Below are 14,324 nucleotides of genomic sequence, written 5' to 3' on the forward strand. Positions count from 1 at the left end.
GGTCCCGGAGTGTGGCGGGAGGCAGTCAAGCTGATCCTTCATTCCGGGAGAAGCTATGGGACAGATACTCCGCGGCAGTGCCACGACCACGCACGCCATCCGAGCAGCGATACAGCGATCGAACGCTCCGCTCAACGAGCTAGCCGTGCAGCACGACTAAATCAGAAATCTGTTGCCACGTGGCACAAGCGGGCTTTTGTCCACGATGCGCCGATGGGGCCGATGACCGTGCAAACCGCCAATTGAGAGGCGACGGTCGTTGCCTTTCGTAAGCATACGCTGCAGCCTCTGGATGACTTCCTCTATGCGCTGCGGGAGGCAACCGGTTCGGCGGTATCACTACGAGACTCACCGCCAACTCTGAAGATCACCTTGCCGCCTTCCTCGAAGGCTGCAATTTTCGTCCGACCCCTCAAGAGCCTTCGCGGTCTTGCATCCTTCGAAGCCATCTGTACGGACTGGGCCTATCAGCCAGATCGCTTCCGGTTCGACCTGGTCCACTTGACCTCGGGACTGAACACCTAGTCTAGGATCGCTTTCAGGAACTCACGTGTTCTCTCTTCACTTGGATCGGTGAAAAGCTCGTCCGGCGTCCCTTCCTCGCGGATTTGCCCGCGGTCGAAGAAGCAGACACGGTCGGATATCTCGCGTGCAAACCGCATCTCGTGGGTTACGAGCAGCATGGTCAGGTCGTGTTCTTCAGCAAGCCGGCCGATAACCGTAAGCACCTCACCCACCAATTCAGGGTCGAGCGCCGACGTTGGTTCATCAAACAACAGGATACTGGGCCTCATCGCAAGTGCACGCGCTATACCGACACGTTGCTGCTGTCCCCCAGACAGCTGATGCGGGAATTTCTTCGCCTGATCGGCAAGACCTACCAGATCCAGCAGTTCCTCGGCGCGTAGCTGTGCCTCCTTCTTGCCAAGGCCAAGTACTTTTACAGGAGCTTCGGTAATGTTGCGCATCACCGTCATGTGAGGAAACAGGTTGAACTGTTGAAACACCATGCCCAGTTTGGAGCGCATTCGGCGCAGATGCGCTTCGCTGGCCGGCAGGAGGGAGCCCTCGCGCAGTTCATGCCATAGTGGTTCGCCGTCGACATGGACAACGCCGCCATCAATCCCCTCGAGCGTCATCAGGATACGCAGCACCGTCGACTTGCCTGACCCTGAAGGGCCGATGATCGAGACCTTTTCGCCCTTCTTGACCTCGAAATCGAGCTCGTCGAGCACGGTGAGGTCGCCAAAACGTTTGACCACCTTGTCGAATCTTATGATGGCATCGGTCATTTCAGCGGAAGTCCTTGCTTGGGAAGGTAGGTGTCGAGAACGCGGACGCCGGCCGAGGCCACAAGAGTCATGACGAGATAAAGGCAGCCAACCAGCGACAGCGGTACGAGATAGTCGAAGGTGCGGTCGCCGATGATCTTGGCGACATTGAGCATTTCGAGAACAGTCACAACCGACAGCACCGGAACGTCCTTCATGATTGAGACCAGATAATTGCCCATTGCCGGCACGATGCGCGGCACTGCCTGCGGCACGACAATGTGGGTAAAGGTGTTGGCGGCCGATAGGTTGAGCGCACGGGCCGCCTCGCGCTGGTCTCTGCCTACTGCCTCGATGCCGGCGCGGTAGACTTCCGAAGTATAGGCACTGTACTGGATGCCCAAGGCGAGCGCCCCGGTCATGAAAGCCGGCAGCACGATGCCGTATTCGGGCAGCACGTAGTAGAGGAAGAACAACTGTACCAGCAGTGGTGTGTCGCGAATGAATTCGGTGACGAGTCGTGCCGGCCAGGCAATGAACCGCGACCGCGCGCTCTTGAGAACGGCAAGAAAGAGACCGAGCACCAATGCGACGAAGAAGCCGAGTACGGTTGCCTGAATTGTCACCCACATGCCGACCAGCAGGATAGGCAGGATGGAGATGGCAAAGTTCAACGGGTTCGTCAGGTCCCATTCGAAGCCGAAAAGCATGGAACTAGCTCCCCACCCTGCGCCATCGACCGGCGAAGCGTTCGATAAGGTGCATGACAACTGTGACCACCAGAGACATGCCGAAATACATCAACAGCAGCAACGTGTAGATTGTCGTGCTGTCTTGGGTGAAGTTGCGGATCTGTTCGGCGCGGAAGGTCAGATCGCCGAGGCTTATCAGTGAAACAAGCGCAGTATCCTTGAGGTTCTGTACAGCCAGATTGCCAAATGAAGGCATCATCTCGGGAATTGCCTGCGGGATGACGATGTTGAACAGTGTCTGCCTTGGGGTGAAGTTAAGGGCACGCGCCGCTTCGCGCTGGTTCTGGTGGACAGACTGGATGGCGCCGCGCACGACTTCGGCACCGTAGGCGCCGATATTGAGGCCAAGTGCCAGCACGCCGGCAACCACTGGCGGCAGCCGCAGGTCTATACCGATCGCCATGCCTGCCAAGGGCAGAGCGAAATACAGCCAGAATAGCTGCACGAGCAACGATGTACCGCGGAAGAGTTCGATATAGCCGACCGAGACGCTCTTGATTGCCATGTTGGACGACAGCTTGCCGATGCCGAAGACAAAGGCGAGAACCCCGCCCAAGATCGTGGAATAGACGGTGAGTTGGACCGTGACCCACGCGCCCTCCGCCAGGGGAAGGAGATATTCAGACCAGTGCATGAGTTGATCCTGCGGGAAAGGTGATCAGAACCGAAAAGGCGGGTACCGTGGCACCCGCCTCGATCGCGTCTATGCCGTCAGCTTAGTCGGCGCTGCAAAGATCGGCTGTGGTGTGAGCAGTCGATCCCGAAACGTCAGCTTCGGTGAACCCGTAACCGGTTACGATCTCCTTCCACTCCGGCATTTTCTTGAACTCGGACAGCGCGTCATTCACGGCATCACGCAGGCTTTCGTTGCCACTGGCGAATGTGAACCCGCCCCAACTGCGAACCTCTTTGCCGTTCACCACCGGATCGGCAAAGTCGGACGCCACTTCCACGCCGTCGTTCTGGCTGGCCAGTCCGCTCACCGTCAGGCTGGTCGCGGCATAGGCATCAGCCCGTCCGGTTGAAACCGTTGAGATTGCATCGGCGTTGGAGGCGATGGTCACCAGATTACCTTCGGCAACGCCCAGCGCCTGCATCATCTCCAACTGGTCGGCACCCGCCATGATCGCAACCTTGAGCGCGGAATTCTTGGCGAAATCTTCATATGTCTTGATATCCTTCGGGTTGCCCGCAGCAACCAGAAGTCCTTCGCCATAGGAGGTATTGGGTTCCGAGAAGAGGACCGTCTTGCAACGGTCGGGCAGGATAGCCATCTCGGCCGCCACCATGTCGAAGCGATCCGCCTGAAGGCCGGGGATAAGCGAAGAGAAGCTGGTCGTCACCCATTCGATCTTTTCGATGCCGAGATTTTCCATCAGCTTCTTGGCAACCGTGGGGCCGGCGCCGAGGGCCTCGCCCTTGGGGTCGACATAGCCATACGGGATCTCATTGGCGACAGCGATGCGGATCGTGCCCGACTTCTTGATCTGCTCGAGGGTCGCGGCATTGGCCAAGGTGAGGGCGAGTGCGGACATGGCAACGCCCGAAAGCGCCATCAGTACAGTTCTTCCGAATCCGGTCATCTCTCATACTCCTGTTGTTTTGATATGCGTCGGTATTGTGGAACCTGGATCAGCTTCGCCGATCGATCGCTCCCGAAGTCAGGCCGCGGCATTCAGCGGGGACACGTAGTCGGTAGCCGCCAGTTGCCGTGTTTCGATAAGCTCCCGATGCAGGCTTGTGACGGCCAGCTCGAAGTCGGATTCCTCAATGATCACCTGAAGGTCCACCTTGCGGACCAGGGCATGGACGCCTAGCGGCGCGATCTCAGCCTTCGCCAAAGCGTCGATGGCGCGCGCGAGTATGGTGGGGTCTGCGATGTTGCGCCCGATGGCCGAGATCAGCGCGACCTTTCGCAGTGTGATCTCCGCGTTAGGGTAGGCCTTGGACAGGTCCGACTCGACCCTCTTGATTGCCTTCATCGAACCCTTGAGGAAGTGGGTGATCGTGTTGGCGTTGGAGGTCTTCGACAGGATCCAGACCTTATGGCGCGTCAGCGCTTCCAGTATCTCGGCGTCATAGCCCTTAACCCCAACCATGTTCTGGTCGTAGAACTCGAAGGCAAACACATTCTTCAACCCGGTGACGATCTCGACCTGAGCAGACTGAGCTGCAAGGTCGGCTCGTATCAGCGTACCCTCATGGTCCGGCTCGAAGGCGTTGCGCACCCGCAACGGAATGCCGGCCTGGCGCAGGCTCTTGGCGGCGCGCGGATGGATCGCTTCCATGCCCATGTTCGACAACTGATCGGCAACGTCGTAGTTGGTTGCCCCGATCACACGGACAGCGCCGGTCCCAACGATGCGCGGATCGGCGGATGACAGGTGGAATTCCTTGTGAATAATGGCTTCGCTGGCCTGGGTTACCACGGCCACGCGCGACAGTGTGACCTCGCTGTAGCCGCGGTCGTAGCTGCGCATAAGCGCTTCGGTGCACTGGGCATACCCGGTCACGATCGGTAGTTCTCGGCTCAGGTCGACATCGGCGAACGCACGGCGGATACATTCGTCAAGATCGTGCTGGACCCCTTCGCGCCAGCCGGTCAGATCGATAAGCCGGGCATTGACGCCGTGCAGGTTGAGCAGCAGCACTGTATTAAAGGCCGACTGAGCCTCGCCCAGCGAACACAGCATTTCACGTACCGTCAGCAGGTGGTGTTCGAGCTGGAAGTGGCCGAAGGAACAAAGGCGCGCCAGATCGATCATGCACGATCGGACGCCCTCTATGCGTTCACGCACAAATCGATCGGCGGTCTGGCGTGCACTGTCGTCGGCGGCGAAGACAGTGGCGTTGTGCGTCTGCATCCTCTCGGCTGCCGCATTGAGCGCATCGCCCCAGATCCAGCCGCCTTCAGCGCCGGCAAACAGCGTATAGACACCCGGCTCGCCGGTCTTCTTGTGCTCGAGCAGGCTGTCGGTCACCCCTGCATAGGCCGAGACCACTAGAATGCGGTTGTAGAGGGTGTCTTCGCTGCGGTCGCCTATCAGGACTGTATCGAGCAGTTCCTTCGAGCGGGACATCGATGTGCCGCCGATCTTTTCTGCCGTGTGGGATTTGGTCGTGGTCATGATTTCTCCGGACGCCCCATGATCTGGCGGAGCGTCGTATGTCTGGACACGTCTGAGGGCGCGGATCATCCCAGCCGGCCGCGCTCGACCTTTATCGGGCCCGAAGGGTTGCGCGAGCTCAGAAAGTCGGGTCGCGGCGCCTTGGCCGCGAAAGGCGCTCCGACGCGATTGCTCCAGGCGTTGTAGACAAAAAACGCGTTGGAACGCGGGAATGGTGTGATATTTCCATTCGATCCATGCAGAGTATTGCAGTCGAACAGGATGACGGTGCCGGCCTTGCCGGGAACACATTCGATGCCGAACGCTTCGGCCATTCTCGACAGGGTCTGCTGCGAAGGCACGCCCACCTCTTGCTTCTGCAGCGAGGTCGCATGGTTGTTGTCAGGCGTTACTCCTGCGCAGGAGACGAACGTCTTGTGCGAGCCGGGTATGAGCATCAGTGCGCCGTTGAGCGCATCGTTGTCAGTCAGTAGGACCGAAGCCGAGATGGCCCGCATCCGCGGCATACCGTCCTCCGCGTGCCATGTCTCAAAATCGGAATGCCAGTAGAATTCCTTTCCGGTGAAGCCCGGCTTGTAGTTCAGCCGCGACTGATGCAGGTACACCTCGTCGTTCAGCAGAAACCCGGCACGCCCAGCGATACGTTCGTCGCGCGCCAGGCGGTCAAACAGCGCGTTCTGCTGGTCCAGACGAAACACCGTCCGCACCTCTTTCGAACCCGGTTCGGTGATGATGTTATTGGGATCAAGTTCGGCGTCGCCGGACCGCATCCGCGAAGATTCGCCTTGCAAGGCAGCAATCTCTGACTCCGAAAATACGTCGTCGAGCACGAGATATCCGTCCTGCTCGAACGCGCGGGCCTGATCATGGGTCAGCGGCGCGTCCGGTGACCATTGGCCCCATACGGTAGGATCCTTGCGTTCGAGCCAGCGTTCTCCGGGTCGACGAGTGGGGTAGTCGTCGGGGCTGGCGACGGAGGTTGCATGTAATGCCATGGCTTAGCCTTTCATTTCTGAGTGAGGTCAGTCAGCAATCGCAAGCTGGGCAATGGGCTCATACGAGCCGTCTTCGCGGTGCACCTCTTGTCCGATGACCGGCGGATTGAAGCAGCACGCCATGACCAACTCGCTGTTGGCGGTGAGCCGGTGCCGGTCATGCAGGTTGAGTGCGTAGACGGTACCGGGCCGAATCTGATGGACCTGGCCAGTGGCCAGATCCTCGATTGTTCCCTCACCAGAGAGACAGTAGACGCTCTCGAAATGGTGCTTGTAGTGGAACACATGGCTCGTGTTGGCGTGGATGCGGGTGATGTGGAAGCTGAAGCCCATGCCGTCGCCGGCCAGCAGCAGGCGTGTGCTGTCCCAGCCGTCGGCGTTGACCAGGCGATCTGTCTGACGCGCTTGTTCCAACTGTCTGACTATCATGGTGTGACTCCTATTCGGCAGCGGCGCGCATGGTGCCCATGGTTACGGCGAACGCCGTTTCCAGCGTGTCCAGGCCCGCTGCAAATTGCTGGTTGGAAATGGTCAACGGGGCCAGGACTTTGACAATTTCGTCGTGGCTTCCCGAGGTTTCGATAATCAGCCCACGCTCAAAACATGCCTTGCAGACGGTGGCGGCGGTTTTGCCGGAGCCAGCGTCGATCCCCATCATCATGCCGCGGCCCTTGATGGACAGGCCATAGGTTTCGGCTACAGCGTCGAGGCGTTTGGCGAGATAGGCGGCCTTGTCGGCGACCTCATTTTTGAACCTATCGTCGTTCCAGAATTTCTCCAGCGCTGCCGTTGCGGTGACGAAAGCATGATTGTTGCCGCGGAAGGTGCCGTTGTGCTCGGCTGGCTTCCAGATGTCGTGCTCAGGCTTGATGAGCGTCAACGCCAGTGGCAGTCCCAGGCCCGAGAGCGACTTGGCCATCGTGACGATGTCGGGTGACAACCCCATGCCGTCGAACGAAAAGAACCCGCCTGTTCGACCGCAACCGGCCTGGATGTCATCGATGATGAAGAGCGCGCCATGCTGGCGTGCTATGGCCTCGATCTTGCGTAGCCACTCGGGCGAGGCGACATTGAGACCGCCTTCTCCCTGCACTGTTTCCACAATGATCGCGGCGGGCGCATCAATACCGCTCGATGGATCGGTAAGCTGGCGCTCCAGCATTTTGGCGGTATCGATGTCAGGCCCAAAGTAGCCTTCGAATGCGGCGCGCGTGACGCCCGACAAGGGTGTGCCGGCACCGGCCCGATGCTTGGAATTGCCGGTCGCAGCCAACGCGCCCATCGTGACGCCGTGAAAGCCATTGGTGAAGGCCACGACGTTATGGCGGCCGGTTACCTTACGCGCCAGCTTGATCGCCGCTTCGACAGCATTGGCGCCTGTTGGTCCGGTAAACTGCAGGCGATGATCCATTGCCCGTGGCTTCAGTACGATGCGCTCGAAGCTCGCCAAAAATCTCTGCTTCGCGTCGGTAAACATGTCCAGCCCGTGGGTGATGCCGTTCGCCGACAGGTATTCGACGAGCGCCCGTTTGAGGTCTGGGTCGTTGTGGCCATAATTGAGCGATGAGCAGCCGCTGAGAAAGTCGAGATAGGTATTGCCTGCGGTGTCGTACAAAGTCGCGCCTACCGCCTTGTCGAACAGTCTGGGAAAGTTGCGCGAATAGGATCGAACGCGACTTTCGACCCGCTCGAAAGTGGTCGTTGCGGCGATGGTTCCAGTGGTGGGCATTGGTAGTCTCCCTGGGAGTTCGAGCTTGAATGCCGTTCTTGCCAGAAGCGTCAGGCGGTGAGACGTGCCGCACTTTCCCGGTGAAACGGGCCGATGGTGACGGCAAATTCGCTGTCATGCAGGTGTTCGAAATGGCTATCCCGCGCGAAATGAATGCGCTGGGCTATCGGCGCGTCGAGCTTGCGGGCGATGGATCTGAAGAGGGCCCACGACGCGGCATTGCTCTCGGTGATGGTGCATTCGATATGCTTGATCTGGCTGCTGGCTTGCCTGGTCAAAACATCGGCAATGAGCTTCCTAGCCAACCCCTGTCGCTGCCCCGCAACGCTCACGCATATCTGCCAGACAAACAAGGTGGATTGCTGGTGAGGGGGGATGTAGCCGGACATCCAGCCAAGGATCTGGTCGTCGCTTTCAGCGATGGCGCAGGTGGATGCGAAATGGCTGCATTGCAACAAATTGCAGTAGAGCGAGTTGTCGTCCAGCCCTGGTGTTTGGCGGATCATCTGCCACACGCGCACGCCGTCGCCTTTGTGTGGCTTGCGAATGGAAGCCGGACCGCGAGTCGCCTTGATCGGGAGAGGAGCGCCGCCCGCCTTACTGGCCCCTATTTCATTCAACAAACCTACCACCAAAATTTTCTGATGCCGGAATTATCCCTGCTCGACAACGTCATAAGCTTAGGTTGATCGAAATAAATGTCAACCGCTTAAATTGATGGAAAGCTCCTGCTCAGGCGCAGGGCCGCGCAAATTAGCTAATAAAAACAACATATTATATGACGCAAATTCGTAGGCACTTCGATGATCAGAATTTGGTTCTGATAGAAGGACGTGAAATTAGTTAGCTTTTGCGAAATTATTTACGATACCGGCAAACGCAGTGGACAGCTGTTGGGTTTGCAGTAATCAGAAGTTAGAATGCGACCGAGAAATAGAACGGGCTGCGACAGTTGGAAGACCGGACCAAGCGGGCATTGACTGCCATGCGCAAGATTCTGCGCACCACGGAACTCAACGGTAGGGCAGTGATGCGCGCGACCGGGCTGACCCCTTCCCAGTTGGTCTTCATGCAGTTACTCGAGGAGGCCAACGAGCAAACGGCAGGTTATGTCGCGGGACGAATGGGTATCACCCAGGCGACCACGACCGCGCTCATCCAGAAGCTCGAATCCCATGGGATGATAAAGCGCCGCAAGGGCGATCAGGACCGGCGTCAATCTTGGCTTTCATTGACTGAGGCCGGCCGTAGTTTGCTGGCTGCCTCACCCGATGGCGTTCAGGCGCGGTTTCAGAACGAGTTCAACAAGTTGGTCGATTGGGAGCAGGCGATGTTGACAGCCTCTCTGGAGCGCGTAGCCGCAATGATGGGAAATCATGATCAGGACGTGGCGGCTGTGCTGGATGGAAAGCCTCTGATTGAGCTTGACTGACATGAGGTCGCAAGCCGGTGCCCAGGGAGCACCTCGCGGACCTTGCATTTTCCACCTTCATTCCATGCACTGCCTTCGGAATTGCGGCAGCAAGGGTATATGCGGCGCGGGTTTTTCACCCAATGAGCATGCTTAGCTTTCGTGATTGAAACAATTTGCCTACAAGTCATCCATGACCAGATTTGCCAAGCAGCCTCGTAGGGTGCCGATGCTTCGGCGCTCGCGCGCAATGTGGGTTTCGCCGCGCCTTTGGCGCCCCCGTGTTGTCTTCTGGGTGGGAGCAATCGCAATTGGTCTGATTAGTGTTCTTTTTGCCAAGATGGCCGATCAGGCGCAATTCCTGTTCGGCAATTCTTCTCTGACAATGGAAGATCTTGGCTGCCTTTGTTCGTCACTCCAGCGGGTTTTGTTTTTTGTGCCTATGTCGCTGGCAAGTTTTTCCCTGGGTCGCAGGGGAGCGGCATTCCACAGGCCCTCGCGGCTCGACATCTGCGCGACGGGCAAGAACGAGCTCGGCTTTTGTCTTTGCGCCTGGTTGTTGGCAAGGTCGCTCTGACTATTGCCGGACTCTTCGTCGGAGCCTCAATCGGCCGCGAAGGCCCAACGGTTCAGGTCGGCGCATCAATAATGCTGCAAGTTGCACGCTGGGGCGGGATGGCACAGGCACGCGGCCTTATTCTCGCAGGCTCAGCTGCCGGTATCGCTGCAGCCTTCAACACACCGTTGGCAGGGATCGTTTTTGCCATCGAGGAAATGGGGCGCAGCTATCAGGCACGGACCAACGGCGTCGTATTGGCCGCTGTTATCCTTGCCGGCTTGGCTTCGCTTGGTGTCCTCGGCAACTACACCTACTTTGGCATAACCCACGCCACAGTCGCCTTTCCAGGAGATTGGCCGCTGATTGTTGCTTGCGGGATTGTCGGTGGAGGGCTTGGCGCATGCTTTAGCCTTGCCGCACTAAGGATTTCCCGGCGATTGCGCCGATGGCTAGCTCCCCACCCACTAGGCCGCTCGCTCATCCTTTCAGGGGCTTGTGGTCTATGTGTCGCATTGATTGGAATTTCATCAGACGGGCTGACCTTCGGTACCGGATATGATCAGGCCCGTAGCGCAGTCGAAGGTGTGCCGCTTCCGACATTTTATTTCGCGGAAAAGCTACTCACTGGCTTGTTTTCGATGTTGTCAGGAATTCCCGGTGGCATATTTGCCCCGTCTCTGTCGGTTGGCGCTGGACTGGGCAGCAGTCTCGGGGTGCTCTTGGGTGCCAATGTGGGACTTGCAGCATTGCTTGGAATGGCTGGTTATTTCGCCGGCGTGGTGCAGGCGCCTATGACCGCATTTGTTATCATTCTTGAAATGACAGGCAACCACGACAATGTCATTCCGCTGATGTTGACCTCGATGCTCGGTTACGGGACAGCCCGACTGGTATCTCGCGAGCCCCTCTATCATGCCATGTCACGGATATTCGTGGCAGACGCCCTACGTCGCAGGCGCGCGGAAACGCCAATGCGCCATGTAGCATAGCTACTGGTTTAGTTGCAGAGCCGCTTGGGCGTTTATCATCGCAACGTCGGGCGGGCATCACATGCCTGAGCGGAATCCCCCCGAAAAATGAAAAGACGCGCGACTTCAGCGGCGAATTCATTCTAGACCACCTTGGCAACACGACTGCGGCGTCCACTAGCCGACGCTTGCGATGTTACCCGTCTGACCCATGCCGGGCAGATCAGATGTTACCGCTATTTCCCATGTCGCATTTCGAAAGTCAGGAAATCAGGGCTTTCGCCAATTGGCACGCGCCTTGCTGTCCATGAAGTGGCCGCCGGCATTTGGCGGTGTCATTGGGAGGAGTACCTATGTTGAAGACCATTGCCGCGGCGATGCTGGTTTCGGCCGCCGCCATTTCGACCGCCTACGCCCAGGATGGCGGCAAGGTGACCGTCGTCACCTCCTTTTCCAAGGATGTGACCGACCCGTTCAAGGCCAGCTTCGAGGCGGCCAATCCGGGCTTCACGCTCGACGTCCAGAACAAGAGCACAAGCTCGGGCGTGAAGTATCTCGATGAAATCAAGGCCAACAACCAGGTCGACCTGTTCTGGGCATCGGCGCCCGACGCCTTCGACAGCCTCAAGGGCAAAAGCCTGCTGGCCAAGTTCGCGCCATCGGTGACCGGGTTGCCGGAAAAAGTCGGCTCCTATCCTGTGAACGATCCGGACGGCTTCTACTTCGGCTTCGCCGCGTCCGGTTACGGCATCATGTGGAACGACCGCTATCTCGAGGCCAACAACCTGCCCAAGCCGGCTGAGTGGAGCGACCTGACCAAGCCTGAATTCCACGACCACGTCGCCATCGCAGCACCCTCGCGTTCGGGCACGACGCACCTGACCATCGAGACCGTGCTGCAGGGCGAAGGCTGGGACAAGGGCTGGGGCACGCTGAAGGGCATCGGCGGCAACCTGCAGCAGGTGACCGAGCGCTCCTTCGGCGTTCCGGATGCAGTCAACTCTGGCCAGGCCGGCATCGGCATCGTCATCGACTTCTTTGCCTTCTCGGCGCAGGCCGGTGGCTTCCCGGTCAGCTTCGTCTACCCGTCGGTGACGACGGTGGTGCCGGCGAACATCGGCATCGTCGCCAACGCCCCGAACCAGAAGGGCGCCGAAACCTTCGTCAACTACCTGCTCTCGGAGAAGGGTCAGTCAGTCCTGCTCGAGCCGTCGATCCGCCGCTTGCCGATCAACCCCGCGCTCTATGCGAACGCGCCTGAAGGCTTCCCGAATCCGTTCAAGGATCCGCGCTTCCAGTCGATGATCACCTTCGATGCCGATGTGTCGAAAAAGCGCACGGATGTCGTCGACACGCTGTTCGACCAGTTGATCTCGTTCCAGCTCGATCCGCTGAAGGGCGCGACCAAGGCGATCTACGCCGCCGAAAAGGCGCTTGCCGCCAAGGACGTGGCGGAAGCGCGCACGCTGGTCGACGAAGCGCGTGCCCTGATCTCGGCAATGCCCGTCACGGCCGACGAGGCCGCCAGCCCGCAGATCCGCGACGCCTTCACCGGTGGCGAGCAGAAGACCGCGCGCCAGGCCGAGCTCGAGCAGCAGTGGGCGGCATTTGCGACCAAGAACTACGCCGAGGCCCAGGCCAAGGCGGAGAAGGCACTGTCCCTCGTCGACTGAGACGTCAGGGCAACAGCGGCCGCCTGCCTGGCGCGGGCGGCCAACCTCTTCACATCCTTGATAGCAGGCGATCCTGGCGCATCGATGCGGCCGGGCCAGCCGATATCATTTCGGAGTCTGCCTCATGGCTTTTGTTACTTCGTTCCCGCCGCGGCGGGTTACCGCCAAGCCCGGCCAGATCGCCGCGGTGGCGTTGATCGGCCTGTTCCTGGCGATCTTCCTGATCATTCCCGCGGGAACCGTGATCTACACGGCCTTCACCGAGAAGGGCACCGGCGCCCTGACCTTCGTCAACTTTCTGGATTTCTTCGCCACCGACCTGTTCCGCCGTTCGTTCTTCAACTCGGTCTATGTCGCCGGCATGTCGGTCGTGTGGGCGACGCTGATTGCGCTGCCGCTCGCCGTGTTGACGACGCGCTTCGATTTTCGCGGTTCGATGGTCATCCAGACATTGGGCTTCGTGCCGCTGATCATGCCGCCCTTCGTCGGCGCGGTGGCGATGCAACTGCTGTTCGGCCGCAACGGCACCGTCAACCTGCTGCTCAATGACTGGTTCGGCGTCCGCATCCCCTTCATGGAAGGGTTGAACGGCGTCATCTTCGTTCAGTCGCTGCACTATTTTCCGTTCATCCTGATCAATCTCTCGACCAGCCTGCGCAACATCGACCGGTCGATGGAAGAGGCAGCCCAGACCCTCGGCTCGTCCGGCTTCCGCCTGTTCCGCCGCATCGTGTTTCCACTGTCGATGCCGGGCTATCTGGCCGGCGCTTCTCTGGTGTTCGTCAAGGTTTTCGACGACCTCGCCACGCCGCTGCTGCTCAACGTCAAGGACATGCTGGCGCCGCAGGCCTATCTGCGCGTCACCTCAGTCGGTCTGACCGATCCCATGGGCTACGTCATCTCGGTGATCCTGATCATCGTTTCGATCTTCGCCATGTGGCTGTCGGCCGTTGCGATGCGCGGCAAGGATTATTCGACCGTGCAGCGCGGCGGCGGCGGCCTGATGCGCCGGAGCCTGAGCCGTGGCGAGAGCATCGTCGCCTATGGCGTCGTCGGCTTCATCCTGCTGCTCGTCCTGTCGCCGCATATCGGCCTGCTGCTGCTGTCTTTTGCGACCGTCTGGTCCTACAGCCCGCTGCCTGACGATTTCACCATGGTTCACTACGCCAGGGTGTTCGACGAAAGCTCTGTCTACATCAAGAACACGCTGATCTATGCCTCGCTTGCCGGGCTGATCGACGTCGTCATCGGTGGCGCCATCGCCTATCTCGTGCTGCGCACCAAGGTCGTCGGCCGCCGCTGGCTCGACTGGGCGGCAACCTCAGCCCTGGCGATTCCCGGCGTCGTCCTCGGCATTGGTTATCTCCGCACCTTTTATGGCGTGACGTTGCCTGATGGCACGCCACTGGCGACGTTGTGGGTGATGGTCGTTCTGGCGCTGGCGATCCGCCGCCTGCCATATGCCTTGCGCGCCTGCTACGCCGCCTTGCAGCAGGTGTCGGAATCGCTCGAGGAGGCTGCCGAAAATCTCGGTGCCACAAAGCAGCGTACGATCCGCCGGATCGTGCTGCCGCTGATGACCGGCGGTTTGCTCGCCGGCTTCGTCACCAGCTTCTCGACAGCGGCGGTTGAGCTCTCGGCGACGCTGATGCTGATCCAGAGCAACTCGGACGCACCGATCGCCTACGGCATCTACGTCTTCATGCAGTCGCCGGCAGGGCGTGGGCCCGGTGCCGCGCTCGGGGTCATCGCCGTCATCATGGTGGCGCTCTGCACCTTGCTTTCGCACTACGTCATCGAACGCCGGCAAAAGGCCATCGGATCGGCCAAATAGGAAC

The 14,324-nt window shown here is 59.4% G+C and carries 12 protein-coding genes and 2 pseudogenes; 5 read left to right on the forward strand and 9 right to left on the reverse strand.

Annotation, left to right across the window (positions count from 1 at the left end; genetic code table 11):
* Positions 1-55: 55 nt before the first annotated feature.
* A pseudogene (locus Amn_RS28545) lies at positions 56-321 on the forward strand (IS481 family transposase); the annotation flags it as partial.
* A gap of 200 nt (positions 322-521) precedes the next feature.
* Here the strand turns inward: Amn_RS28545 and ehuA are convergent.
* The 9 genes from ehuA to ectA all read right to left on the reverse strand — a co-directional run bounded on the left by ehuA (position 522) and on the right by ectA (position 8,498).
* On the reverse strand, positions 522-1,292 hold the full coding sequence (gene ehuA, locus Amn_RS28550) for an ectoine/hydroxyectoine ABC transporter ATP-binding protein EhuA (protein WP_067967659.1): 771 nt from the start codon (positions 1,290-1,292) through the stop codon (positions 522-524).
* A complete protein-coding gene (ehuD, locus tag Amn_RS28555) occupies positions 1,289-1,981 on the reverse strand; it encodes an ectoine/hydroxyectoine ABC transporter permease subunit EhuD (RefSeq protein ID WP_067967662.1) in 693 nt (230 codons plus the stop codon). The genes ehuA and ehuD overlap by 4 nt, the downstream gene beginning before the upstream one ends.
* A 4-nt stretch (positions 1,982-1,985) precedes the next feature.
* The gene (gene ehuC / locus Amn_RS28560) at positions 1,986-2,657 is read right to left on the reverse strand and encodes an ectoine/hydroxyectoine ABC transporter permease subunit EhuC (RefSeq protein WP_286298966.1); all 672 of its coding nucleotides are present in this window, start codon (positions 2,655-2,657) and stop codon (positions 1,986-1,988) included.
* Positions 2,658-2,739: 82 nt separating this feature from the next.
* Entirely contained in the window at positions 2,740-3,606 is an 867-nt protein-coding gene (gene ehuB, locus Amn_RS28565; RefSeq protein ID WP_154384288.1) for an ectoine/hydroxyectoine ABC transporter substrate-binding protein EhuB, read from the reverse strand.
* A gap of 78 nt (positions 3,607-3,684) precedes the next feature.
* Positions 3,685-5,151 carry an aspartate kinase gene (locus Amn_RS28570; protein WP_154384289.1) on the reverse strand — a complete coding sequence of 489 codons (1,467 nt, stop codon included), beginning with the start codon at positions 5,149-5,151 and terminating at the stop codon, positions 3,685-3,687.
* A gap of 65 nt (positions 5,152-5,216) precedes the next feature.
* Complete coding sequence (gene thpD / locus Amn_RS28575; RefSeq protein WP_067967672.1) at positions 5,217-6,146, reverse strand: ectoine hydroxylase; 930 nt, start codon at positions 6,144-6,146, stop codon at positions 5,217-5,219.
* A 27-nt stretch (positions 6,147-6,173) separates the two neighbouring features.
* Positions 6,174-6,575, reverse strand: a complete 402-nt coding sequence (locus tag Amn_RS28580) for an ectoine synthase (protein WP_067967674.1) — start codon at positions 6,573-6,575, stop codon at positions 6,174-6,176.
* 10 nt (positions 6,576-6,585) lie between these two features.
* Positions 6,586-7,875, reverse strand: coding sequence for a diaminobutyrate--2-oxoglutarate transaminase (gene ectB, locus Amn_RS28585; RefSeq protein WP_067967677.1), 1,290 nt, complete (start codon positions 7,873-7,875; stop codon positions 6,586-6,588).
* 50 nt (positions 7,876-7,925) lie between these two features.
* Entirely contained in the window at positions 7,926-8,498 is a 573-nt protein-coding gene (gene ectA, locus Amn_RS28590) for a diaminobutyrate acetyltransferase (protein WP_246340750.1), read from the reverse strand.
* Positions 8,499-8,860: 362 nt separating this feature from the next.
* Between ectA and Amn_RS28595 the strand changes: the two genes are divergently transcribed.
* The 4 genes and pseudogenes from Amn_RS28595 to Amn_RS28610 all read left to right on the forward strand — a co-directional run bounded on the left by Amn_RS28595 (position 8,861) and on the right by Amn_RS28610 (position 14,320).
* Entirely contained in the window at positions 8,861-9,307 is a 447-nt protein-coding gene (locus Amn_RS28595; protein ID WP_083948821.1) for a MarR family winged helix-turn-helix transcriptional regulator, read from the forward strand.
* 172 nt (positions 9,308-9,479) lie between these two features.
* A pseudogene (locus Amn_RS28600) lies at positions 9,480-10,834 on the forward strand (chloride channel protein).
* 332 nt (positions 10,835-11,166) lie between these two features.
* The gene (locus tag Amn_RS28605) at positions 11,167-12,486 is read left to right on the forward strand and encodes an ABC transporter substrate-binding protein (protein ID WP_067967686.1); all 1,320 of its coding nucleotides are present in this window, start codon (positions 11,167-11,169) and stop codon (positions 12,484-12,486) included.
* A gap of 124 nt (positions 12,487-12,610) precedes the next feature.
* Positions 12,611-14,320 (forward strand): ABC transporter permease, encoded by a 1,710-nt coding sequence (locus tag Amn_RS28610; RefSeq protein ID WP_286298975.1) that lies wholly within the window; start codon positions 12,611-12,613, stop codon positions 14,318-14,320.
* Positions 14,321-14,324 lie beyond the last annotated feature (4 nt).

This window comes from Aminobacter sp. Y103A (assembly GCF_030294925.1).
Lineage (GTDB): Bacteria > Pseudomonadota > Alphaproteobacteria > Rhizobiales > Rhizobiaceae > Aminobacter > Aminobacter ciceronei.